At 37.2% G+C, this 23,509-nt stretch carries 22 protein-coding genes and 1 riboswitch; of the genes, 11 read left to right on the top strand and 11 right to left on the bottom strand.

The genetic code is table 11. The features are described from left to right. Window positions 1-95: 95 nt before the first annotated feature. The 9 genes from C7H19_RS08750 to C7H19_RS08790 all read right to left on the bottom strand — a co-directional run bounded on the left by C7H19_RS08750 (window position 96) and on the right by C7H19_RS08790 (window position 10,837). Window positions 96-1,286 (bottom strand): glycosyltransferase family 87 protein, encoded by a 1,191-nt coding sequence (locus tag C7H19_RS08750; protein WP_106456498.1) that lies wholly within the window; start codon window positions 1,284-1,286, stop codon window positions 96-98. A gap of 21 nt (window positions 1,287-1,307) precedes the next feature. Beyond that, window positions 1,308-1,916, bottom strand: coding sequence for a 3-isopropylmalate dehydratase small subunit (gene leuD / locus C7H19_RS08755; protein ID WP_106456499.1), 609 nt, complete (start codon window positions 1,914-1,916; stop codon window positions 1,308-1,310). A 22-nt stretch (window positions 1,917-1,938) separates the two neighbouring features. Next, window positions 1,939-3,426 carry a WD40 repeat domain-containing protein gene (locus C7H19_RS08760; protein WP_106456500.1) on the bottom strand — a complete coding sequence of 496 codons (1,488 nt, stop codon included), beginning with the start codon at window positions 3,424-3,426 and terminating at the stop codon, window positions 1,939-1,941. A 9-nt stretch (window positions 3,427-3,435) separates the two neighbouring features. Further along, complete coding sequence (mgtE, locus tag C7H19_RS08765; protein ID WP_106456501.1) at window positions 3,436-4,827, bottom strand: magnesium transporter; 1,392 nt, start codon at window positions 4,825-4,827, stop codon at window positions 3,436-3,438. A 75-nt stretch (window positions 4,828-4,902) separates the two neighbouring features. Then, complete coding sequence (phoU, locus tag C7H19_RS08770) at window positions 4,903-5,571, bottom strand: phosphate signaling complex protein PhoU (RefSeq protein WP_106456502.1); 669 nt, start codon at window positions 5,569-5,571, stop codon at window positions 4,903-4,905. A 230-nt stretch (window positions 5,572-5,801) separates the two neighbouring features. Next, entirely contained in the window at window positions 5,802-7,124 is a 1,323-nt protein-coding gene (locus C7H19_RS08775; RefSeq protein WP_106456503.1) for a PAS domain-containing sensor histidine kinase, read from the bottom strand. A gap of 225 nt (window positions 7,125-7,349) precedes the next feature. After that, a complete protein-coding gene (locus C7H19_RS08780; protein WP_106456504.1) occupies window positions 7,350-7,649 on the bottom strand; it encodes an RNA recognition motif domain-containing protein in 300 nt (99 codons plus the stop codon). Window positions 7,650-7,855: 206 nt separating this feature from the next. Continuing rightward, window positions 7,856-9,241 carry a class II fumarate hydratase gene (fumC, locus tag C7H19_RS08785; protein WP_106456505.1) on the bottom strand — a complete coding sequence of 462 codons (1,386 nt, stop codon included), beginning with the start codon at window positions 9,239-9,241 and terminating at the stop codon, window positions 7,856-7,858. 366 nt (window positions 9,242-9,607) lie between these two features. Further along, a complete protein-coding gene (locus C7H19_RS08790; protein ID WP_106456506.1) occupies window positions 9,608-10,837 on the bottom strand; it encodes an RNA-guided endonuclease InsQ/TnpB family protein in 1,230 nt (409 codons plus the stop codon). A gap of 149 nt (window positions 10,838-10,986) precedes the next feature. After that, window positions 10,987-11,128: riboswitch (cobalamin riboswitch) on the top strand. Window positions 11,129-11,151: 23 nt separating this feature from the next. Between C7H19_RS08790 and C7H19_RS08795 the strand changes: the two genes are divergently transcribed. Together C7H19_RS08795 and C7H19_RS08800 are read left to right on the top strand one after the other, a co-directional pair. Then, the gene (locus tag C7H19_RS08795) at window positions 11,152-11,343 is read left to right on the top strand and encodes a CbtB domain-containing protein (protein WP_106456507.1); all 192 of its coding nucleotides are present in this window, start codon (window positions 11,152-11,154) and stop codon (window positions 11,341-11,343) included. A 31-nt stretch (window positions 11,344-11,374) separates the two neighbouring features. Further along, entirely contained in the window at window positions 11,375-12,559 is a 1,185-nt protein-coding gene (locus tag C7H19_RS08800) for a hypothetical protein (RefSeq protein ID WP_106456508.1), read from the top strand. A 74-nt stretch (window positions 12,560-12,633) separates the two neighbouring features. Here C7H19_RS08800 and C7H19_RS08805 read toward each other — a convergent pair whose 3' ends face one another. Beyond that, entirely contained in the window at window positions 12,634-13,677 is a 1,044-nt protein-coding gene (locus C7H19_RS08805; RefSeq protein ID WP_245927400.1) for a class I fructose-bisphosphate aldolase, read from the bottom strand. A gap of 184 nt (window positions 13,678-13,861) precedes the next feature. Here C7H19_RS08805 and C7H19_RS25565 point away from each other — a divergent pair, with 184 nt between their 5' ends. The 9 genes from C7H19_RS25565 (at window position 13,862) to cobD (ending at window position 22,136) form a co-directional block, all read left to right on the top strand. Continuing rightward, window positions 13,862-14,011 carry a hypothetical protein gene (locus tag C7H19_RS25565; RefSeq protein WP_181280553.1) on the top strand — a complete coding sequence of 50 codons (150 nt, stop codon included), beginning with the start codon at window positions 13,862-13,864 and terminating at the stop codon, window positions 14,009-14,011. A 160-nt stretch (window positions 14,012-14,171) separates the two neighbouring features. Next, window positions 14,172-14,615: a GNAT family N-acetyltransferase gene (locus C7H19_RS08810; RefSeq protein WP_106456510.1), complete on the top strand. Its 444-nt coding sequence runs from the start codon at window positions 14,172-14,174 to the stop codon at window positions 14,613-14,615. Window positions 14,616-14,623: 8 nt separating this feature from the next. Further along, entirely contained in the window at window positions 14,624-17,095 is a 2,472-nt protein-coding gene (locus tag C7H19_RS08815) for a glycosyltransferase family 39 protein (protein ID WP_106456511.1), read from the top strand. Then, entirely contained in the window at window positions 17,092-17,925 is an 834-nt protein-coding gene (locus tag C7H19_RS08820) for a transglutaminase-like domain-containing protein (protein WP_106456512.1), read from the top strand. The genes C7H19_RS08815 and C7H19_RS08820 overlap by 4 nt, the downstream gene beginning before the upstream one ends. 208 nt (window positions 17,926-18,133) lie before the next feature. Continuing rightward, on the top strand, window positions 18,134-18,946 hold the full coding sequence (locus C7H19_RS08825) for a Ycf66 family protein (RefSeq protein ID WP_106456513.1): 813 nt from the start codon (window positions 18,134-18,136) through the stop codon (window positions 18,944-18,946). Between the two features lie 45 nt (window positions 18,947-18,991). After that, window positions 18,992-19,807: a LapA family protein gene (locus tag C7H19_RS08830; protein WP_106456514.1), complete on the top strand. Its 816-nt coding sequence runs from the start codon at window positions 18,992-18,994 to the stop codon at window positions 19,805-19,807. Between the two features lie 83 nt (window positions 19,808-19,890). Beyond that, window positions 19,891-20,460: a shikimate kinase gene (locus C7H19_RS08835; protein WP_106456515.1), complete on the top strand. Its 570-nt coding sequence runs from the start codon at window positions 19,891-19,893 to the stop codon at window positions 20,458-20,460. 324 nt (window positions 20,461-20,784) lie between these two features. Next, a complete protein-coding gene (locus tag C7H19_RS08840; protein ID WP_106456516.1) occupies window positions 20,785-21,063 on the top strand; it encodes an HU family DNA-binding protein in 279 nt (92 codons plus the stop codon). Between the two features lie 20 nt (window positions 21,064-21,083). Beyond that, entirely contained in the window at window positions 21,084-22,136 is a 1,053-nt protein-coding gene (gene cobD, locus C7H19_RS08845) for a threonine-phosphate decarboxylase CobD (RefSeq protein WP_106456517.1), read from the top strand. A gap of 84 nt (window positions 22,137-22,220) precedes the next feature. Here the strand turns inward: cobD and C7H19_RS08850 are convergent, their stop codons facing one another. Beyond that, window positions 22,221-23,477 (bottom strand): MDR family MFS transporter, encoded by a 1,257-nt coding sequence (locus C7H19_RS08850; protein ID WP_245927402.1) that lies wholly within the window; start codon window positions 23,475-23,477, stop codon window positions 22,221-22,223. Window positions 23,478-23,509: the final 32 nt, after the last annotated feature.

Raw genomic sequence — 23,509 nt, forward strand, 5'->3', positions numbered from 1 at the left:
CTCAGAATATTTCAGCAGCCATTCGATCTTACCGTTAAGTAAGCATACAATTGTACAGTTCAAAAAAAATACTTATCTTTTTAATAAATTACCGATTAAAAATTATTAATTTTCTGATTTGTCTTTACTTCATCAATCAGAAGATAGACTAAAGCTATCACCCATATAATAAATTGAAAAATCGTCCAATAAGGATAAAGTAATGGAGTCATTCCTGCGGGCAACCACAAACTCAGTCCAAGCACAATAAAAATAACAATTGTTGTGGTCTGAGGATTTCTATAAGTTATTTTTAAAAAAGCTAATAGTAAAAATACAAGCATAACGTCATCATAAGTCCGATGATAAGTCACTAGCCTTGCGATCAAGCAGGATATAGCAAATAGGGTCAGCAAGGAAACGTTGCGAAATAAATAAAAAACCATTAAAAGACTAATAAAACTTACACCACCCAAAAGAAAAACTAATAAATTAGGTGGAATATTTTGATTAAAACTTAATAAATTTAATAACGATGTTCCTTTTAAAACAAAGTAATTAAGTTGTTGTATAAAATTATTAAAAATATTAACAGGTTGCATACGAGTAATAAACAAAATTAAAAAAATCTCGACAATAATAAAGCTAAAAAACATCACAATGACTTTAAATTGTCGCCGCGCCAAAAATATCAAAAAATAGAAAGCAGATATATTCGGTTTGGCCAAAGCTAACCCTAAAAATAATCCAGTCCAAATATATTTTTTATTTTGATATAACCAAAAAGCACCAATTAAAAGAGCATTAATAATTAATCCATATTGACCAACTTTTAAAGTCGTGCAAGCGGTACTAATTGCTAGACTAGACGCTACTGAAAAAAAGGCTTGAGCTTTATTTTTTGGTGCCGTAATAGAGTAAGAAAATACTGCCAAAACAATCAACGATATAACATTTAAAAATGCAAAATAAATGCGTGTTACTGGCCAAGAAAAATTAGGAAAAAATATAAAACCTGTAAAAAAAGCCCAAGGGGGATAACCTCCAGAAAGAACAGGGCCTAATTCTTTAATAACATTTGGTGTACCAGGTCTGGCATAATAAGGATACTGCCCTCTGTAAATATACTGTTGTTCAAGCCATCTAGCTAACAAATCTTTCGCCGACTCGATATCATTAACAAAAATAAGATGATAAAATCCTTTAATTAAATAGACGATGCTTAGACCCATTAATAAAAAAGAGAAAAACCATAATACTTTCTCTTTTTTGGCATTAAAAAGATTAATAAAAAGCTTATTTGACATAATTAGTGTCCCTAAAAGCGACTAAGTTTTTAATAAAGTACCGCCCCATTGTAAATAAGGTAATTTAGCGGCACTGGTTTTAATTTCTGCTGTATTTTGGAGCAATTGTCCGCAAGAATCCCAACTCCCAGCGATGAGCATTTGACGCGCTCCTTCATTTAAAGAAATTGGTGCAGTAAACTGCTCACAATGCACTTCCAAATTCTTTAAATCTAACATTATAGAAGCTTGAGGATTTTCTTCAATAATGGTTTGAATTTGTTTAATATCTTGAGCATTTGCTGTCACACAAGGCACACCATTAGCGATACAATTACCAAAAAAGATTTCAGCAAAACTCTCACCAATAATTCCTTGTATTCCCCATCTAATTATCGCTTGGGGGGCGTGTTCTCTTGATGAACCACAGCCAAAGTTTGCATTGACTACTAAAATTTTTGCCCCTTGATACTGAGGTAAATCAAAAGGATGTTGAGAGTTCATTTGAGTCCGATCGTCGGCGAAAACCTGTTCACCAAGTCCATCAAAGGTCACACAGCGCAAAAAACGAGCAGGAATAATTCGATCTGTATCAATATCATCACCTCTTAAAGGAATACCTGTCCCAACAATATTTTTTACTTGACTCATTACTTTAGCCCTATGAATGTAATTAACTTTTCTGCCAGACTTTTATCATACCGTTACCGCCTCCTGCTGCCAAATATTGACCATCTTTACTCAAGGCTAGAGATAAAATAGCGGGGAGACGAGAAGAAGATTCATCCTTTAAACTCAGAGTAGCGATCGCTTGTGTTTGACTTGGATGCCAGATTTTTAGAAAACCATCAGCCCCACTACTAATTAAAAATTCGCCATTTTCACTAAACAAGAGCGCTTGTACTTGTCCTTGATGAGCAACAAAAGTTCGGATCGGTTGAGTAATTTTTTTAGACTGCCATTCACCAAGATCAAGTTGCCAGATTTTAACACTTCCATCAACACACCCGACGCTTAAAATCTGTCCATCGGGACTAATAGCAAGAGATTTCACCGAAGAAAGATTCCCGCTTAGACTGACCATTTTTTCCCCTGTTCCCACTTGCCATAAGTTGACGCTGCCATCGCCACCCGCACTAGCGATAAATCGTTCATTTGGCTCAAGGGCAAGGGCATAGATCGCCCCTAATGCTTCGTAGGAACTAGCCACCATTTCACCGCCTTTGACGTTCCATTGTTTAAGAGATTGATCATAACTCCCACTAAGTAAAAAAGAGGTTATTGAGGCAAAGGCTAAAGCATGAACTGATCCAGTATGAGCCGTGAGCAACAAATCAAGTGTTAAATGATCATCGATTAAAGACCACAGTTTAACGGTATGATCAAAGCTTCCAGAGGCGAGGTGATACCCGGTTTCATTTTGGGTAAAAACAACGGCTAATACGGCTTGCTCATGGGCTTCTGTGGTACTAATTGCATTACCTGTACCCAGATCCCAAACTTTAAGAGTATGATCCCAACTGGCACTCGCTAAGAGTTTACTATCTCCACTAATACTTAAAGAGGCGATCGCATCTAAATGACCTTGAATTTGATAAATACAGTTCCACTGTGGCTCAGATATGGGGTTTGGAGTAGCTACCAGATGTATTGGTGATAAGGATGCTGGTAAGTCGGTGGGAGGTGGTTCGATTTCTTTCAAGTTCAGGTTAGCATTTTCGGGCAAGAGACTAATAAGCTCTTTTTTGAGTTGGAGATATGAGCGTTCAATTCTTTCAACCCGTTCTCGTAGCGCATGATTATTGAGATACTGTACAATACCGTTAAGAGATTGTTCTAATGTGTTTAGATTTTCTTGTACTACTGTTAGGGTTTTTGTTGTCCCGTCAGTTGCCTGAGTTGTCTTTATGGCTAGAGGTTGAATTTCTTCGAGCCATTGACGCTGTAATTGTTTGACCATTCCTGCGACCATTTTACGATTAGTCGCGTTTGCCATAGCCGAGCGTAAACGGTTAATAATATTAAGTCCAAGGGTAATAGTTAAACCCAGAAGCGGATAGATAAAAGAGTTTGTCACCAGCGCAATTAAAAGACTAATCAGCGTCATGCCATAGGACACATATTCTAAAACGTCTAGCCAATGAAGTTGATTTAGTAACATAATCGCTGTTTAAAGATTGAGAATCATACGGGCGATGGTAAAATAGATGAGTACTCCTAACACATCAACAGCAGTGGTAATAAAGGGAGCCGACATTAAGGCTGGATCTAATCCTAGTGATTGGAACAAAAAGGGTAATGTTGAACCCGCAACGGCAGCTAAAAGAGCAATTCCGATTAAACTAATACCAACTGATATAGCAACTGCGATGTTAGCGTGGAGTAAGAAATAAGCCCAAAAAGCGGCTAATGCTCCTAAAATAACGCCGAGAAGAATACCTGCTAAACCTTCTCTAAAAATAATTTTTGCTGAACCGATCGTGCGAATTTCATCGGTATTTAAACCCCGAATTACGACTGTTGAAGATTGTGCGCCGACATTTCCTCCAGTTCCAGTGAGTAGAGGAATAAAAGCTGTTAGGATGGCCATTTTTTCAATGATGCCCGTTTGTGTTTTAATGATAGTTCCTGTTACGGTATTTGTAAGTAACAAGACTAACAACCAAAGGACACGTTTACGAACGACTGTAATTAAATCTGTTTGAAAGTAGTTATCTCCATCTGATTGTAAACCACCGATCGCATAAATATCTTTTGTTGCCTCCTGTTGCAAGATATCCAAAATATCATCAACTGTGACGACTCCTACAAGACGTTGTTCCCGATCCACAACGGGTAAGGCTAATAGATCATAACGTTGGATCATACGGGCGACTTCCACTTCATCGGTGTCAGTATGAACACAAACAACATCCCGCGTCATGATTTCTCCTAGGGTTGTTTCTGGTTCACAAATGACTAAATCTCTTAAAGAAACAATTCCAGTTAACTGACGAGAGGCATCGGTAACATATAAATAATAAACGACTTCTGAGGCGTTGGCTAAACTACGGATTCGTTTTAGGGTTTCAGCAAGGGTAAGATTTTCTTTGAGGGAGATGTATTCTGGTGTCATAATACGCCCGGCGGTTCCCTCTTCATAACCTAATAATAAGGCAGTTGATTGTCGTTCTCCTGAACTTAGTTGCGAAAGTAAGCGACGCACAATCTTAGCAGGAAGTTCATCAAATAGTCTGACTCGATCATCGGGTGACATTTTATCTACGATGTCTAAGACTTCTTGCTGTTTAAATTGTTGAATTAAAGCTTGTTGTACGGTTGTATCTAAATGCTCATAAACTTCGATCGCTTCTGCTTTGGAGAGTAAACGAAATGCGATCACCTGCATTGATTCTGGCAGTCCTTCGATCGCTTCGGCAATATCAACGGGAAGAACTGGTATTAATAGCGATTTTGCTCCTTCTAGGTTCCCTTGTTCTAACAATAGTTTAAGTTGACTCCGGACTAATTGCCGTAGTTCACTGCGTAAACCTGTTTGAATCGATGTTAGATTTTCTGTCAAGGTCAACCTTTTTTTATGCGCGTCAAGACCTATCTTACCTATGAAAGGTAAACAGTGAACAGCAATTAGCTAAAGTTAACCTCTAATTCCTGTCACAATATAAGAGACTCTTTGGGCAATATTTGTCGCATGATCCGCCATTCTTTCTAAATGCCGAATAATTAGCCCCATTAATAAAATTGGTTCGACGACTCCTTTTATATCCCGTTGTTGCGATAAAATCCCGTAAAGTCTGTCATAAGCATCATCGACGGTGTCATCTAGCTTTTTAACTTTTCTTCCTGCTTCGCCATCTAATTCGGTGAGGGCGACTAAACTGCTGGCTAACATTAATTGAGCGTGTTCAGACATGGCTAGTATTTCTTTCATACAATCATGTGTCGGATAAGAAAAAAGTTTGATGGCAATTTCGGCTAAATCTTTGGCATAATCGCCTATACGCTCTAAATCTCGAACTAATTGCATGAAAGCACTTAATAGTCTGAGATCCTGTGCGACAGGTGCTTGTAGGGTCATAAATGTGGCACAGTCTGACTCGATTTGACGATAATAGCGATCGATTTCTTTATCAAGAATTTTTATTTTGCGGGCGGCTTCGAGATCTCGCTCAAATAGCGATCGATGACTCAAACGGAAGGATTCCTCAACTAATGCGCCCATTCGTAATACATCTTGTTCTAGGCGTTTGAGACAACGTTCAAAGTGCGATCGTTCGGGACGATTGGTATAAGCTGATAGATTCACGTTACAAGCAGGACATAGCCTTATTTTTTTTATTCTACTTCTAGTAATAACAATAAAAAACTTTCTTGAGAATGATATTTTATGCTAATTTACCAAAAAAATCATGATGGACAGATCTGTTAAATTTGTAAATCCGAAGTCTGTTGATCATTACTGCTAAAATATACTTCATTTGCTTATAATCAAGAACGCCAAAATGTTTTTAGTTAATCCGTCAAAAAGTCAGGATTTTATGACAAATTCGCGGGTTTTTTCAAAGGAAGAATAATTTGTATCCAAGCACCGCCAGTTTGTGGGTGATTTTTGGCAATAATTGAGCCTTGATGGGCTTTGATGATTTGTTGAGCGATCGAAAGTCCTAACCCACTTCCTTGAGTTAATGAACTGGTATCCGCCCCCTGTCGAGTTCTTGAAAGATCACCCCGATAGAGACGTTGAAAAATATAGGGTAAATCTATTTCTGAAAAACCGATCCCAGAGTCAATAACGTCTATGGAAATTTCCTCAAGTTCGTTGATTTCTTGAAGGGGAGACACTTTTACTAAAATCATTTCTTTAACAGCACTATATTTAATGCAATTATTGAATAAATTTAAGAAAACTTGAGTTAATCTGGCGGCATCTCCTTCAAGAAAAATATCGTCTAATCCTTGATAATCTAAATTAATTTCTTTTCTTAGTGCGATGGGCGTGATATTTTGCCAAGCGGATAATATTAATTCTTTAATATTTAGTATTTCATAGTTTAGATATTGTTCTGGATTGGTTTGCAATTGTCCAAATTCTAAACAATTTTCAATTAATTTTATTAAACGATTAATTTCTTTAAGCATTTGCTCAACCCAATGTTTTTCAGGATTTTGCAAGCGTTTTTGTAAAGTTTCGGCAACCAATGATATAGAGGTTAATGGGGTTCTAAGTTCATGAGTCAGATCAGAAAAGGCTCGCTCATGTGATTGTGAGATTTCGGCTAAAGGTTGTTGATTTTCAATAAAAACACATATTTTATCATCAGGAAGCGGATAGCTATAAGCTTTGAGAGCAGTAGATTTATTAATATTGCTCTTATTTTTGTTGGTGGCTTCTGAAGCGTCATTTAGATAATATTGACTTGAATAAAAAAACCATTCTTTAACTTGCGATCGTTGGGTTTGACGGGTTAATTCAATTAATTGATCCAATTCATAGGAACGCACTAACTCTAACAATAATCGAACTTGTCCTATCTGCCATCGATCTATTTTTAAAAGTTCTTTGGCTTGTTGATTACATTTTAATAGATGATTATCTAAATCAACTTCTAAATATCCAATTGGAGCTTGTTCTAAAATCGATAATTGGGTAAATAGTTCTTGTTCTAGTTGCTGTTGTTTGTCATGTAAATAGTGCATTTCTCGCCGCACTAAAGACAGTAATGGTAAGGACGTGGAAAAATCAACTGGGTAGGGTGCTCCTTTGAGCAGTTGTTGTAACTGGCTATCGATACGGTTGCGCTGCCAGTAACAGATACAGAGTCCTATAATCAATCCAAAAATAAAGGAAAATGTGTTCATTAATCTGGGGTAAATCTTTACATTTAAAGTCTTAACCGTACTGAGGACGGCTTATCCCCTATATTTATGTTCTAACAAAAATTTGTGATGGATTATTTCTAATGGCTAGAATTAATCAAAAAAAGTGATGCCCGATTGATTTTATCTAACCATAACAGAAGAGGAAAGCCCTATCAGCTTCCCTCCACATTAGACAAATAATTATCTTAGATTATATTTTGAGACTTAGTAGCGTCTTTGTCTGTTTCCGCCACCACCACCACCACCAAAGGAGCCTCTGTCTTCACGCTCTCTGGCTTGGTTGACTTTTATTTCGCGTCCCATCCATTCGGCACCGTCAAGGGCTTCGATCGCGGCAGCTTCTTGTACTTTGGTTTCCATTTCTACGAAAGCAAAGCCTCTTTTTTTGCCAGTTTCGCGGTCAGTAGGAATATGAACTCTCTGGACTTTACCATATTCGGTGAAGACATCAGAAAGATCTTCTTGGGTTACCTCATAGGAGAGATTACCGATAAAAATAGACATGCGTTTGTACCTGTTAAATCAGAAATGTTTGGACAATATAAATGTAGAGAGGCAAATTTCGGAAGGAAGCTGACGAATACCAAATCTTAAATACTTTAATCTAGTTAACACTGACACCGAGCTTGGACACCGACTTTATTTCTCTATTCATTATTTTAGCATGAAATAGAAATTTTTCACCTTAATTACAGAATTTTTCAAAAAGACTAAGGATTAATCATTTTTTCGGGTCTAACCCACTGCTCAAATTCTTCCGAGGTTAAAAAATCTAACTCTAAACAAGCTTGCTTAAGAGTTTTGCCCTCAGTATGGGCTTTTTTTGCCACTAGGGCCGCCTTTTCATAGCCAAGACGAGGATTTAAGGCTGTGACTAGCATCAAGGAATTCTGTAAAAAATGCTCAATCTGTTGATGGTTGGGTTGAATACCAATTACTAAATGTTCTCGAAAAGAACGACAGGCATCAGTCAATAAATCAATTGAATGTAACAAATTATGAATCATGACGGGTTTAAAGACATTCAATTCAAAATTTCCTTGTGAACCGGCTACTGTAATGGCGGTATCATTACCCATCACCTGTACACAAACCATCGTCATCGCTTCGCACTGAGTCGGGTTGACTTTTCCAGGCATAATCGAGGAACCTGGTTCATTTTCGGGTAAAATCAGTTCACCTAAGCCACATCTTGGCCCTGATCCTAACCAACGAATATCATTAGCAATTTTCATCAAGGAACAAGCTAGGGTTTTCAGTGCGCCGCTTGCTGCTACGATCGCATCATGACTCGCTAAAGCGGCAAATTTATTCGGTGCGCTAGTAAAAGGAAGTTCTGTTATTTCGGCAATTTTTTCGGCTGAACGTTGAGCAAATTCGGGATGAGTATTTAGACCTGTTCCGACTGCGGTTCCACCCAAAGCTAACTCATATATATAAGGTAAAGTATTTTTGATCCGTTCAATACTTTGCTCTAATTGGATAACATAACCTGAAAATTCTTGACCCAACGTTAAAGGTACAGCATCCATCAGGTGAGTCCGACCAATTTTAATAATATCTTGAAACTCATCTGCTTTTTGGGCTAAAGAATCTCGTAATTCAGTAATACTGGGAATGAGACGATGAACAATTTCTGTCGCAGCGACAATGTGCATCGCCGTCGGAAAAGTATCATTAGAAGACTGGGACATATTAACATGATCATTCGGATGGATCGGTTTTTTACTGCCCATTGTTCCACCCGCTAATTCTATCGCACGATTAGCGATCACCTCATTAACATTCATGTTAGTTTGTGTACCGCTTCCCGTTTGCCAAACTCTTAAGGGAAAATGTTCCAGCAGTTTTCCTTCTATTACTTCATCCGCGACTTTAATAATTAATTGTGCTTGTTCTGTGGGGAGTTTTCCTAAATCTTGATTCACCATTGCTGCCGCTTTTTTTAGGATACCAAAAGCGCGAATCAATTCTGGGTGCATGAGATCATCACCGATATCAAAATGAATCAAAGAACGTTGAGTTTGTGCGCCCCAGTAGCGATCGTTTTTCACTTCGATCTCACCCATACTATCTTTTTCGATGCGATGCGTCATAAAAGCAAAATCAATCCTTAAAATATTGACGTAATGTTAAGTTATTTGACCAAATCATTAATATATTTAAAATAACTCATTATAAAGCAAATAATTACCATCCTTTAGATGTCGTCATCACCGAAGGAAAAGGATTATGGGTCTGGAATATAGAATTATTAAGATATTGATGGCATAATTGTTATTTTTAAGAAAGGTAGGGGGAGGATATCCAAACCCAGATTTTATGATATTTCTAGATATTTTTGTTTCGGATTGACTAAATGGCATAATTTGAAAGATTATTTTGAATATTGCTTCCGTTTATTCAATAGAAACAATAATTGACGACTCCCACGCACTCCGTAAACTTCGTGCGAGGATTCCTCATTCACCGACAATTGCATCCGTTAGATAACTAATGTCACCCACCGCACGTCTTACATTGTCTCCAGAGGCTGTAGCGATGCGTCCCACCGCTAATATCCGCAAGGCTTCATCCCGAATATTTCGGGCAGCATTTACATCTCTGTCGTGTTGTATTTCACATTTAGGGCATTGCCATTGTCTGATATCTAATGGCATTTTATCTATTACGTGAAGACATTTATTACAAGTCTTAGAAGATGGGAAAAATCTATCAACTTCTAGATAAACTTTTCCTTCTCTTTCTGACTTGTATTTGAGCATGGTACAGAACATACCCCAACCAACATCATTGATAGCTTTGGCTAGGTTATGATTTTTGACCATGCTTTTTATGTTTAGATTTTCTACTGCAATAACTTGATTCTCGTTTACTATCTTACGGGATAGCTTGTGCAGAAAATCCTCACGACATCTAGCTATTTTTCCATGAACTTTAGAGACAGCTAATCGGGCTTTATTTCTGTTGATAGAACCTCGCTGTTCACTGGATTTAAAATCCAGTGCTTGCGGCGAGGTGCCTTCCGCACCCTTAGCCTTTTTAGATAGCTTTTGTTGTCTTCTCTTGAGTTTCTTGTAATGTTTATTCCAATGCTTAGGGTTATTGTATTTGCTTCCATCTGAAGTAACACAAAAATCAAGTAACCCTACATCGATGCCTATCGCTTTTCCGTCTGAAGATAAATGTGGTGCATCCAACTTATCATCCACTCCTATCGAGACAAAATACTTTTGCTCAGGGGTTTTAGAAATAGTCATCATTTTGACTTCTCCTTCAACTTCTTTTGTAAAACGACAATAAATATCTCCCAACTTGGGGAAGTGGATGCAGTCTTGCTTTATCTTCGTATTTTGAGGATAACTGATCGACTGTTTTCCCTTCCTAGATTTAAATCTGGGAAATCCTGAGCGTTTTTCAAAGAAGTTTTTATAGGCAGTAGATAGATTGAGTGCGACTACTTGTAAACATTGGGAATAAACATCTGTCTTCAACCATTCATGCTCTTTCTTAAGTTTAGGTAATAGAGATTGAATCTTATTTCGAGTCAATCCTTTACCTGTTTCTTGAAATGTCTTTTGACATAATTCTAGGCTATAATTCCAATACCAACGAGAGCATCCAAAAGCATTGTCTAAAGCTTCTTTTTGTTCGTTGGTTGGATATAATCTAAACTTGTGTCCTGTGTACATTATCAATGTTGAATTACTGTGATAAGATTATTTTAGAGCAGAAATCTGTTAGTGTCAAATATCCTGCTCTCGCTTTCATCCCACGTGAGCGAGCAAGCTCGAACGGGGATTTCTCGCTTGGAAATATGTTAAAGCCACTAATGGTGATACAATTAGCTTAATTAATCGGTTCTAGTGAAAATTATCAACTAGAGGTAACGGGGAAAGTTTGGTGGAAGTCCAATGCTGTCCCGCAACTGTGAAAGAGAAATTCTCAAAAGCCAGAATGCCCGCCGATCAATTTTATTATATTTGTTTCATCTGCGAGGTACAGAATGAGAACGCCCATTCAAGTTTTACATTGGCAAAGAACTGAACGATTTGTTTTATCAATTCCAGCACAAGCAATACTCTACGTTGCGCTATGGTCATTAATTCTTTGGTTAGTTTTTTTTAGCACCTATCCTCTAGTGCATGATACTGTACACTCCCTGCGACACCACACTCTGGGCGTAAGTTGTCATTAATATTTAAATTCAGCACAGGTCGGAATTTCTCATGATTTTTTCAAAATTTAGATGGTCTATGCTGGTGGGTATTGTTTGCACCATTAGCTTTATTTGTTATGCAGTAACTAGCTTTTCTCAATCGCCTCAAGCTTCTGTACAATTAGTTACTGATCCCCCCCTTTCTCAAGTAATTCCATTAGAAGCGGAAGCGACTGAATATCTAGGGTCGGGTAAGTATGAATCCCCCGTCCAGTTGAGATTTCAAGCTTTAGATGCAAAAGGAAAACCCTTACAAAATGCTCGATACAGATTGCAAATTCTGACTCCTCCTCCCACTCCTTGGTTTACTACAGATTTTCCAATTGTTGAAGGAACCAAGCTATTAGATATTTCAGGTGATGCACCTACGGGCGAACTACAGATACAGCAGGTTTTCCCAATTCGAGGTAACTATCAGTTACAAGCAAGCGTTACACCTATTGTTGAAAATGCGTTTACTCCAATTGAGCAAACATTGACGCTGACTATTCCCGAAAATCCGTTAAAATGGCGTTATTTTCCCATTGTTTTAGGCATATTGTTAGCAATTGGGTTTGTCGGTGGTTGGGTTATTGGCGATCATCAAAAGTCGCAATATGGAGAGATAGCACCCCGGCGAGTTAGAATGCTTCTGAGTGGTGTAACGGTGAGTGCGATCGTCGTTTTGTTTTTCTTTAATATTAGTGCTGAATTGGCTCAAGCACAAATGGACGGAATGACCGCAGAAACAACCTTAACCGATAATGGTTTGATTCAGTCTCAAGGAATGAAACTAGAACTGACTGGAGATAGCAATACATCGGTTGGTCAAATGGCTTCATTACAAGTAAAACTTACCGATAGCCAAACTAATTTACCTGTGACTGATGCTGTTTTTGACATCAAAGCGACTGCTTCTGAAAATAATTGGGTAGCATTTGCTTATCAAGGTATTCCAGATAATCAAGGACTACTCGCATGGCAACAGCAGTTTTTTGATGGGGCTCCTCATCAAATCGAAGTTAAAGTATCGCCTAAAATGGATGGAAACAGACAATTTCAACCGTTCCAAGTGACTAAAAATATTGAGGTAGAAGGCATTGCGCCACCTCTTTTTGTTCGCTTTGTTGGGTTATTTTATTTCACTGGAATTTTAAGTTTAGGTCTGGTTTTAGGTCTGTGGTTACAGCGTCAAAGATTACAGAATTTAGCTTAAAACAATTGGCGAGTCGTTGAAACATTTTAAAAATAAATCAGCAACTCGCTAATTTAATAAAATTAAAAATCTGTTTAGATTAATGCTGGTGTTTTTTCCATTTGAGACGAATATTGTCCTAAACTCGCTGCACTATTACACTTTGCTCGATGTAACAAAAGTTGTTGAGCGTTAGCAATATTAGCATCATTTCCTCGCCAATATTCTAAAGCGGGTTGTTGTATGGCACGTGCGTAGGAAAATGTAATCGGCCAAGGACATTGTGACTTATACTTTATATTCATTAAATTAAGATGTTCTGAAGCTTGTTCGATACTTTGTCCACCTGAAAGAAAGGCTACTCCTGCGACGGTTGCGGGAACATTTTTTAATAAACACTCTACTGTTTTATCTGCGACTTGTTCGACGGTTGCTTGAGTTGGACTATTTAGACCTGAAATGACCATACTGGGTTTTAAGATCATTTCATCATATACAATTCCTTGTCTGTACAATTGCTCAAAAACCGTGTGTAGCGTTTCATCAGTCACAGCGTAACAGCGTTCGATCGTGTGATCCCCATCGATGAGGACTTCGGGTTCGACAATAGGAACTAAACCCCCCTCTTGACATAAAGCGGCATAACGGGCGAGGGCGTGGGCATTTGCTTCTATACAAGCGCGACTCGGTATATCTTGACCGATGGTAATTACAGCCCGCCATTTTGCGAATCTTGCACCCATTTTATAGTATTCGGCAATGCGATCGCGTAATCCATCTAGTCCCTCTGTTATTTTTTCGTCTGGATGTCCAGCAAGATTTTTTGCCCCTGCATCTACTTTAATTCCGATAATGATCCCCGCATCGGCCATAATTTGCGTAAATGGAACGCCAGCGCGACTGGTTTGGCGGATCGTCTCATCGAATAGAATTGCACCACTAATATACTCACTTAAATTTGGCGTTGTTAGAATTAATTCTCGATAAGCTTGACGTTGTTCGATGGTTGTCGGAATCCCTAATTTATCAAATCGCTTGTTACAGGTTGCATGGCTTTCATCCATTGCTAGGACTCCTTTTCCAGAAGTTACCATTGCTTTCGCTGTCTCTTTTAGCTCTTGAGAATATGTATTCATCATAGTCTGTGACTCCATATGGGTTTCTTTTATACCAATATTATTGATATTAATTCGCATTTAAAGTAAAAAATTGCTATATTGTGTTTAGAAAGCTTCATGGAAAGGCTAATCGGCATATTTGCAGAAGTTGGACTAGGTAAGCTTTTTTGACCGCTATATTAATGCTAGTCAATTTTTTAGAGCAATGAGAAAAATAATCAAGAAAAAGCAAAATAGAATTTTGTCGGAAAACTATCTAGACAAAATATCGGGCATCTTACGCGATCGCTGGGCTGAAACTCAACAGGCAATGCAGCACAAAACTAGAGAAGAAAAGTTATCCCATCATCATTGACACTAAATATAGGATTAGAACAAACGCGGCTTTCATCAGCAAAAAGTCTGAAACATTATAGTAAAATAGCACTTTTGTCAACAAATTTTTTAATTATTTAATGCTGATAGTGAGCCGATCATCTATGATAGTGATGAGTTTTAATTCTTAATCTAAAACGATGAATCAACTAGAGATTAAAACAGTCACTTATCTTGAAGCAATAGAACCTCTTCAAATGATACGTTGTATCGTGTTTCAAGACGAGCAAGGGGTTAATCCTGAATTAGAATTTGATGGATTAGATGAAAGTGCTGTACATTTATTAGCTTATCTTGATGGTGAACCTGTAGGAACAGCCCGAATTAGAAAACTTGAGCCTCAAACCGCTAAGATTGAAAGAGTAGCTGTTTTGTCTAGTGCTAGAGGTTTTGGCATTGGTACAGAATTAGTGAAAACTGCTTTAGAGTTGATTTCTCGGAACAAAAATTATCTAAAAGTCGTCGTCAATGCTCAAGAATATATTAAAAAATTATATGAAAAATTAGGTTTTCAATCAGTAGGTGAACCATTTGATGAAGCTGGTATCCCACATATAAAAATGATTAAATACTTAGAAGGTTAGGCTACAGGGTGAAGGATAAAAAAGAATTAAACTGGGAGCAAGGATTAGTTTATCTTACTATTATTTGGCTCGTTGGTGTCATTATTGATCGTTTCTGGTTTGCGATCGATCAAAGTATTCCTGCATGGGATCAAGCTGATTATCTAAATGGAGTTGTTAATTATTGGGAAATACTTCAAAAACCTGATGTTTTAAATGGTGAATGGTGGCGACAATTTTGGTTAATTTCTCCAAAAATTCCTCCCTTAACTTATTTATTAACAACGCCTTTCTTTTCCTTGTTTGGAGTCAGTTTAGATTCTGGCACTTTAGTGATGTTATTGTATAGTGCTATTCTTTTGATTTCGGTTTATGGATTGGGTGTTATTCTGTTTAATGTTTCGGTTGGTTTATGGGCTAGTATTATTTGTTTAATTATCCCTGGATTTTATTATTATCGCTTAGAATTTTTATTAGATTTTCCGTTAGCTGCTATTGTTACTTTTAGTTTTTGGTTACTAACTATTTGGCATTGTACAAAGCGATGGAGTTGGCTAAAAGCAGGATTATTTGGTATTTCTTTCGGTTTGGCATTATTCGTTAAGCAAACTTCTCTATTTTTCTTATTTATTCCGATTTTTTATTTATTTATTTCTTATTTATTTCGGAAAAAATGGCTTAGATTGAGTCAGTTAATCATAAGTTTATTTATCTCATTTATAATTATTTTTCCTTGGGTTCGGACAAATTGGTTATTAATGCTAACCTCTGGGAAACGAGCAACAATAGATTCTGCAATTATTGAAGGAGATCCAGCACTCAATACTTTAGATGCTTGGACATATTACTTTAAAGTATTACCTTATTTTCTGTCTTGGGTATTATTATTAATTCCTATAGTCGGATTCTTAATGAGTTGGATTTACTGGAACAAAAGAGAAAATATCTTAACACTCACTTCTAAATATAACTGGTTTTGGTTAGGATTATTTTTATTAGGAGGTTATTTATTATCTTCAGTAAATATTAATAAAGATGCTCGTTATATTTTGCCACTTCTTCCCGTATTATCAATTATTTTAGCCGTAGGTTTCTTATCTTGGCGAGGACGTTGGTCAAAAATAATTCGATGGGGTACAGTTGGTATTGGATTTATTTTAATGTTATTAAATTTGTTTCCACTTGGGGGAAATGCAATCACTGAGATTTTCAGTCCAAAAATGCAGCATCAACCCTATATAGGGAAACCTTGGTATCACGAAGAAGTTGTACAAGAAATCATTAAAACTTCTCCATATTTACAAGAAACCTTGGGAGTTTTACCCTCAACACCGCAACTAAATCAGCACACTTTTTCTTTTTATGGTGGAAAATATCAATCACAGATATCTGGAAGACAAGTAGGAGTCAGAGAAAAAGAAATCGAACAAGATGCGCGAAGTCTCAATTACTTTATCACGAAAAATGGCGATCAAGGTTCAATTCCCGATGCTCAAAAATTAATCGTTAAACGAGTTGAACAAGGATTAGAGTTTAAATTACAGAAACAATGGAAATTACCCGATCAAAGTGATTTATTCTTATATCGGAAAAAATATCCTAATGTCACAGTTTTACCCTTTACGGAAGCCACAGAACAAGTTAAGCTAGAAGAAATTATTACCCCTAGTATTGTTCAAGCTAATCAGCCCATTCCTGTAACTTATAAATGGTCAGGATCATGGGAACAATTACAAAACGGTGTTGTATTATTAACTTGGAAAAAAGACGGCTCATCATCTTCTTGGATACATGATCATGGTATCGGTATGGGGAGACTTCGGCAAGATGCTTTAAAAGTAGATGATTACAAAAATGGATACGAAGTCATCGAAAGAACAGCTATGTTAGCAGATGGAGAGATTGAAGCAGGAAACTATACATTAGAAGCAGTTTATCTAAATCGAAAAACCCAAGAAAATTACTCAATTGCTGTACCACCAATTACAATAAAAATAGATCCTTTAGCCCCAATTATTCCCGCACCAGAATTAGACTTAGTAACACAATTAAGAATTCTGTCATCAGGATTATCCCAAGGAATAAAAGGACTCGATCCAGTTTTTAAACAAACCGCTAGAATCAATCAATATGATGCAAATCAAGACTATCTGGTACAAGCGGATACAGCTTTTGCCCAGCGATTGAGAAATAATGATCAAGGAAACCGTCTTCAGTGGTCTTATGCTCTTGCTTTATCCAATGTTTTACAACAAGATGTTAAAGGTGCGATCGCTGCCATCAACCAAGTGATTGAAATTGCGCCGAATAACCCTTATAACTATGCCTATCTAGCCTTTGTTTATCTGTATGACTGGAATCCTCATGAAGCTGAAAAACCCCTACAAACTGCACTTAAACTCGATCCTAACATTCCCGAACTAAACACCCTAAGTGGGGTAACTGCACTAATGCAAGGCAATTTAATCAAAGCTTGGACAAACCTGAGAGAATTATTATGAAATTTAATGTCGGATGTGAATTAAATTATTCTGTAAGCAGTGATAGTATATTTGTTTTTAATATTGCACCAATAAGAAATAACCATCAAACAATTCTAGAAGAAAAACTGCTCATTACCCCAAATCTTCCCCATGAGGATTATGTGATACCGAACTTTAATAGTCAATATTTTCGGATACAATGTCCCGCAGGAGAATTAGCGATATCCTATCAAGCAACCGTAGAATCATTTCCGATGCAAGTTGATTCCGAACTATTATACGAAGTTCCACCCGCTAAATTACCCATCGAAACCTTACCCTATCTTAATCCCTCTCGCTACTGCCAATCCGATCGCTTATCTCGTCTCACACAATATGAATTCGGGAATTTAGCACCAGGATATTCTAGAGTAACAGCAATTTGTAATTGGATCTATGAAAATGTCGCCTATTTATCGGGTAGTACAGATGCTCAAACCTCCGCTTTTGATACCGTAACCGAAAGAGCAGGAGTTTGTCGAGATTTTGCTCATTTAGGAATTGCGTTTTGTCGTGCTTTAAATATTCCAGCGCGTTTTGTGTCAAACTATTCCTATGCGTTATATCCTCCCGATTTCCATGCAGTTTTTGAAGCGTATTTAGGCGATCGTTGGTATCTATTTGATCCGACACGACTCGCACCTATTGAAGGTTTAATTCGTATTGGTGCAGGAAGAGACGCAGCAGACGCAGCATTCGCTACCATTTGGGGTTCAGCAATTCTTCAAAATATGAAAGTATATGCAGACTGTCTCGATCCCCAACCCCCCATTCATACCACAAAAGCGATCGCTAATACATCCAATTAATTAAGTACAATTGTATGTAATTAAAAGAGATTGTACTTATGGCTATTTTATTTTCAGACAAACATTACTAAACTAAGCAAGTAAAGTCCTTTTCAATAGATTAATTTTGAGTGAGACTGATTAAGTAACAGACTGAAAAATTCTCGTCAAGAACGGCTCAAGATGATTCAAAATTGAATAAGGAGAAATACCAAAGGAGCAAGCACAAATGCTGGCATACATCCTCTCAATTGTCGTTGCTGTATTCAGTTTAATTATATTTGGCCTAGCCTTTTTTGCACCATCACTGCATCGAAGAGACGATTTTTTATGGAGTGGAGTCGGATTATTCTATGCTTTAGTCTTATGGTTGTGTGCTTCCCAGATAACAGGTGCAGTTTTATTAGGTCAAACGGCTGCTGCTATTATGTTACTCTCTTTTGGTTGGCAAACTCTAAAATTTAGAGACGCGATCGCACATCCAGAAAAAGGGATTGATTTGTCATTCTCAGTCATTGACTCGATTGAAAATTTCCTCGGTTCTTCCAAGAGTCCAAAAGTCGCACAACCTTCTACTGTAATACATTCTGATGAACCCCCAATCACTGAGACATTATCTTCTGTACAAACAGCAGTCACAGAAAAAGTATCTGATTTTGTCGAAGATAATAAAATAGATGAAAAAGTCGCCGAAATCCAATCGGAAGTTAAAGAAGTCGTCGCGGATGCTAAAGCTGCAACTTCTTCTAAAGAAGGATTTAATCTAAAAAAATTCCTAAATTTCCGCAAGAAAACACCCATACCTACACCTACACCCATCGTTGAAAAAACAACACTTGATACGATCGATGATTTTGAGATAGCAGTTGAACAAATAGAACCACAACCACCTATAATTATTGAACCCGAACCTACAGAACCAGAAATCCAAGTTGATCGATTTGTTCCGAGTAATTCGGTTGAATCACCTCTAGATCCAGAAAACATTGAGATTAATCAATCATCTCCAACCGTAGAAGGAGAAGAAGAAAAGCCATCTTAGAACGGGCTTCGGTAGAATTAAAATACACAGATCGTCAGGAAAAAGATGAGATTAATCATTCTCTTGCTGTTGTTCATCGTGATTGGGGTCTTTGTCTTTTCAAATTTGCAAAGCGTAACCCTAATCTTTTTTGGTGGTAGCATGATTGCAAGACTTCCTTTATCTATCTGGATTGTAATCTTTACAGGTGCTGGATTAATCGGGAGTCTAGTAATCCAATTATTGTCTAATCTTTTTCGTCCTAGTCGAGCAAAAGTAGAACCGTTTAAACCCTCCCCGTCACCACGTCCTAAACAACCACTAAACCCTTTACGCTCAGAAACAAGCTTTCGTTCTCCATCTAACACCCAAGATTGGAATCGTTCTACATATCAATCAACTCCCCCAAATGAAGTAGACGACTGGGATATTGAATCACCTCCAGTGCAAACAACCCCAATTCGAGATTATGAAAGAGAACGAATTCAAGAAAAAGAACCGATTCAATATACAGTACCTTCATTCGTCCAAGAATCCCCCAAGGAACCGCCTTTAGAAGAAAAACCACTTCAAGAAATAGAAAATACTTTAAGAAAACCCATAGACGAAACGCTACAAGAGTTTTCTTTTAAGAAAGAACCCATTGTTCAAGATAATCAGGAAGAATCCATTAATTACGAAGTCCCCCAATCCCCTCAAAATGTCTCTCGTAGTGGCTCTATTTATTCCTATACCTATCGTGAATCGACAAAATCGCAAAAACAGACCCCTGAGCGAGTATATGATGCTAATTTCCGCGTAATTACGCCACCTATCAAGGAAAATATCGATAATAACCCGCGAAATTCTCAAACCGATCCCGATGAGGAAGAATGGATTTAGCGGATTGAAAATTTGTAGAGACGAGTCATGGCGCGTCTTTACTGGCGAATTTGCTATAATCTCTTTTTTTGTGGAGATTACACATGACAGATTTAATTAGAGGCCTTAGTATTTTTCTCGTCGGAATGATGGGAACTGGAAAAACAACAGTAGGACAGGTTTTAGCCAAACAGCTTGGCTATCGTTTTTTTGATACAGATGTATTAATTGAACGAGTGACACAGCAAAGTATTTCAGAGATTTTTACCATCCAGGGAGAAGAGGCATTTCGTGACATCGAATCTCAAATCTTAATGGAAGTCTGCGCTTGTACTAAAAGTGTCATAGCAACTGGTGGAGGGATTGTCTTGCGTCCCAAAAATTGGAGTTATTTACGTCATGGTTTAGTGATTTGGTTAGATGTACCAACAAATGTACTGGTTCAACGCTTATTACTCGATACCACTCGTCCCCTCCTCCAAGAAACTGAGCTAAAACCAAAGCTTGAGACTCTGATGGACTCCAGAAAAAGACTATATAGTGAAGCAGATCTACACATTTCTATAGAAAACGCCCAAACTCCAGAAGAAATCGTCGCTCAAATTTTAGATCGTATTCCTTTAATAATTCTGCCCGAAAAAGCTAGTTATTCAGTAAAAATTGAAGAAAACTAGAATTATAGACACATAATCACACTATATGAAATTCTTACGCTGTTTTTATGGTTTTTATAGCGTTTTACAATCTTTTGTAATTAAATTGTTAATTGATTTTAAGTAATTTGAAGTAAAAAAATTGATGAAATCTACATAAATTAAAGGTTTGCGTGTTCCTTTATAGCCAATTAAAGCTTAGAATAAGGCAGTGAAACAACTAGCCCGTCAAGATCACAGCCACTTTATCGGCTAAATCTGACAGGAAGATTATCTTATCTCACTGATCACTTGGTGATCATAGGGAAAAAACGCGAGAAAATAGCCATAAAAAGGAGAATACGCATGAATAAAGGTGAATTAGTCGATCAGATTGCTCAAAAAGCAATGGTTACTAAAAAGCAAGCTGACGCAGTTCTTACAGCAGCGATCGAAGCAATAATGGAAGCTGTGTCCAGTGACGATAAAGTAACTCTGGTCGGTTTTGGTTCCTTTGAAGCCAGAGAACGCAAGGCCAGAGAAGGACGCAACCCCAAAACTAATGAAAAAATGGTGATACCCGCCACCCGTGTTCCAGCTTTTTCGGCTGGCAAACTTTTTAAAGATAAAGTCGCACCAAAATAACAAACACGCGATTTACTGATTTGTCTAGACCACTTCACGGAGGAAATCTAGCCTGGGCAGCTACCATCGCCGGCTGTCCAGAATTTCTAATTACGGATTTTTCGGCTAGTATTAATCCTTTGGGTCCGCCAAAAAGTGCGATCGCAGCCATTCAATCCCATCTCGCCACGCTCAAGCATTATCCAGATCCCAATTACACTCAATTACGCTCTGTTTTAGCCCAAGAACATCATTTATCGCCCGATTGGATCATACCAGGTAATGGAGTCGCCGAGTTACTCACTTGGGCGGCACGAGATTTAGCCCAAAAAGACATGACTTGTTTACTGAGTCCCGCTTTTGGAGACTATACAAGGGCATTAAAGGCATTTAATGGCGAAATTCAATATTATCCTTTAGATATTCATCAGGGAAATTGGGAAATTAAGCGGCAAAATCTTCAACAATGCGGTTTATTACTCAATAATCCTCATAATCCCACAGGTCATTTATTTTCTCTAACTCAAATCTTGCCTTATTTAGATTTTGGTTTGGTTGTGGTAGATGAAGCTTTTATGGACTTTATACCGCCACCACAGCAACAAAGTTTGATCGATAGGATACAAGATTATCCGAATTTAATAATATTACGCTCTCTAACTAAATTCTACAGTTTACCAGGTTTAAGGATCGGGTATGCGATCGCTCATCCTGACGTATTAAAAAGATGGCAGCAATGGCGCGATCCTTGGCCAATTAATAGTTTAGCGGATATTGTTGCTCAAACTGTTATACAAGATCGAGAATTTCAAGAATTAACTTGGAAATGGCTATTACCTGCAAAAGAAAAGTTATTTCAGGATTTATCAAAAATACCTAACTTTCAACCGATTTTAGGAAAGGCTAATTATCTTTTAGTTAAAACAAGTATTCCGAGTTCTCAGCTTCAAAAAAAACTACTTATACAAAATCGCATTTTGATTCGAGATTGTTTGAGTTTTGCTGAACTTGGCGAAGATTATTTTAGAATTGCTATTCGTTCATCTGAAGAAAACGAACGTTTATTTATAGCCTTAACTGAAGCTTTGAACTAATGCCAAATATAAGAATAATTCTGCTTTTGTTCCTTAATTTTTCGATGAAAGAGGCTAAATCCATAGGCTATTTAAAACTCGTATTTATGACGGAGTTGGCATTATTTTTTCAAGATAATATAAAATGATTAAACTAAATCCAATACTTAAACCAACCAATAACCAATAACTTTGGATGACTAAAGGAGATTGATCTAAAGCAAAACCACCAATTAAAGGACCAATAAAATATCCAATCGCCCAACATTGAGAATTAATCGAAAAATAGATACCTAATAAATTAGATGGGGCTATTTCAACAATTAAAGAAGATGCCGAAGGTGTATAAGAAACTGTAGCAATTGCCAGAATTCCTAAGCCTAGAATTGCCCAGATAAGCGGTGAAGTAAAAGGAATACCAGTTAACCAAATTAAACTAAATCCCAAACCCCAAAAAAGCAGAGAAAAACGCAAAGCATTAATCCGACTAAAACGATTAAGAAAACGAGCGATCGGTAATTGACTAATCGCCATAGTAACAATATACCAACTAAATAAAGCACTAATAATCGCGGCGGTAAAACCTCCATTTGATGTAAAGTTTTTAAAATAAAGTGGTAAAGTCGTTTGTAATTGTGATATATAAGTTGTAAAAAGAATATTAGCAATAAAATACAATCTTAGACGATGATCACCGAAAGCAATTTGCCAACCTTTCATCATTGAAACCGTATCATTTTCAGCGCGTTTGGGTTCATGAATGGTAAAATAAATGAGAAGAAAAAAGAGCAGAAAAGAAATACTATCAATGATAAAAAGTAAACGATAATTTTCAGCAACAGAAATAATTAGACCGCCTAACATCACCCCAAGACTTAAGCCCAAATTATCAGCTAATCGAGTGATAGCAAAAGCTTCATTTCTCTGCTCACCAGTAGTTAAATCAGCGACCATCGTTTCATTAGCAGGCCAATATAAACCCATCCCAAAACCCATTAATAAATTGCCTAAAACCAAGGGAGGAAAATTATTAGAAAAAGCTAAAACTAAATCAGCAATAGCCGACACAAAAGCCGATAAAAGGAGTGTTTTACGTCTTCCCCAAGTTGGAGAATCTGCTAAAGTACCTCCTAAAAAGCGTCCAATCACACCAGAAACCGAAGCACTTCCTAACGCAATACCAACTAAAGTAGAAGATAAACCAACTTCATTAACGAAAAAAATTGGCGTATAAAATAAAATAAAACCTGTTCCCACTTCTGATAAAAATCTACCTAGGGCAAGAATCCAGATTTGATAAGGTAGATGAGGTAAAGAAAATAGCGATCGCTGTCTCATTAAAATAAAACTAATTTTTGACAAAACTCATTGATGAAAGCTACTAAAATTATAAA

It is taken from the genome of Aphanothece hegewaldii CCALA 016 (assembly GCF_003007785.1).
GTDB lineage: Bacteria > Cyanobacteriota > Cyanobacteriia > Cyanobacteriales > Microcystaceae > Chroococcus > Chroococcus hegewaldii.

What these genes read in the sequence shown, in the direction of transcription:
- C7H19_RS08750 (WP_106456498.1), bottom strand. Translation starts at nt 1,286, where the DNA reads ATGTCAAATAAGCTTTTTATTAATCTTTTTAATGCCAAAAAAGAGAAA.
- leuD (WP_106456499.1), bottom strand. Translation starts at nt 1,916, where the DNA reads ATGAGTCAAGTAAAAAATATTGTTGGGACAGGTATTCCTTTAAGAGGT.
- C7H19_RS08760 (WP_106456500.1), bottom strand. Translation starts at nt 3,426, where the DNA reads ATGTTACTAAATCAACTTCATTGGCTAGACGTTTTAGAATATGTGTCC.
- C7H19_RS08775 (WP_106456503.1), bottom strand. Translation starts at nt 7,124, where the DNA reads ATGAACACATTTTCCTTTATTTTTGGATTGATTATAGGACTCTGTATC.
- C7H19_RS08780 (WP_106456504.1), bottom strand. Translation starts at nt 7,649, where the DNA reads ATGTCTATTTTTATCGGTAATCTCTCCTATGAGGTAACCCAAGAAGAT.
- fumC (WP_106456505.1), bottom strand. Translation starts at nt 9,241, where the DNA reads ATGACGCATCGCATCGAAAAAGATAGTATGGGTGAGATCGAAGTGAAA.
- C7H19_RS08790 (WP_106456506.1), bottom strand. Translation starts at nt 10,837, where the DNA reads ATGTACACAGGACACAAGTTTAGATTATATCCAACCAACGAACAAAAA.
- C7H19_RS08795 (WP_106456507.1), top strand. Translation starts at nt 11,152, where the DNA reads ATGAGAACGCCCATTCAAGTTTTACATTGGCAAAGAACTGAACGATTT.
- C7H19_RS08800 (WP_106456508.1), top strand. Translation starts at nt 11,375, where the DNA reads ATGATTTTTTCAAAATTTAGATGGTCTATGCTGGTGGGTATTGTTTGC.
- C7H19_RS08805 (WP_245927400.1), bottom strand. Translation starts at nt 13,677, where the DNA reads ATGATGAATACATATTCTCAAGAGCTAAAAGAGACAGCGAAAGCAATG.
- C7H19_RS25565 (WP_181280553.1), top strand. Translation starts at nt 13,862, where the DNA reads ATGAGAAAAATAATCAAGAAAAAGCAAAATAGAATTTTGTCGGAAAAC.
- C7H19_RS08810 (WP_106456510.1), top strand. Translation starts at nt 14,172, where the DNA reads ATGAATCAACTAGAGATTAAAACAGTCACTTATCTTGAAGCAATAGAA.
- C7H19_RS08820 (WP_106456512.1), top strand. Translation starts at nt 17,092, where the DNA reads ATGAAATTTAATGTCGGATGTGAATTAAATTATTCTGTAAGCAGTGAT.
- C7H19_RS08825 (WP_106456513.1), top strand. Translation starts at nt 18,134, where the DNA reads ATGCTGGCATACATCCTCTCAATTGTCGTTGCTGTATTCAGTTTAATT.
- C7H19_RS08830 (WP_106456514.1), top strand. Translation starts at nt 18,992, where the DNA reads ATGAGATTAATCATTCTCTTGCTGTTGTTCATCGTGATTGGGGTCTTT.
- C7H19_RS08835 (WP_106456515.1), top strand. Translation starts at nt 19,891, where the DNA reads ATGACAGATTTAATTAGAGGCCTTAGTATTTTTCTCGTCGGAATGATG.
- C7H19_RS08840 (WP_106456516.1), top strand. Translation starts at nt 20,785, where the DNA reads ATGAATAAAGGTGAATTAGTCGATCAGATTGCTCAAAAAGCAATGGTT.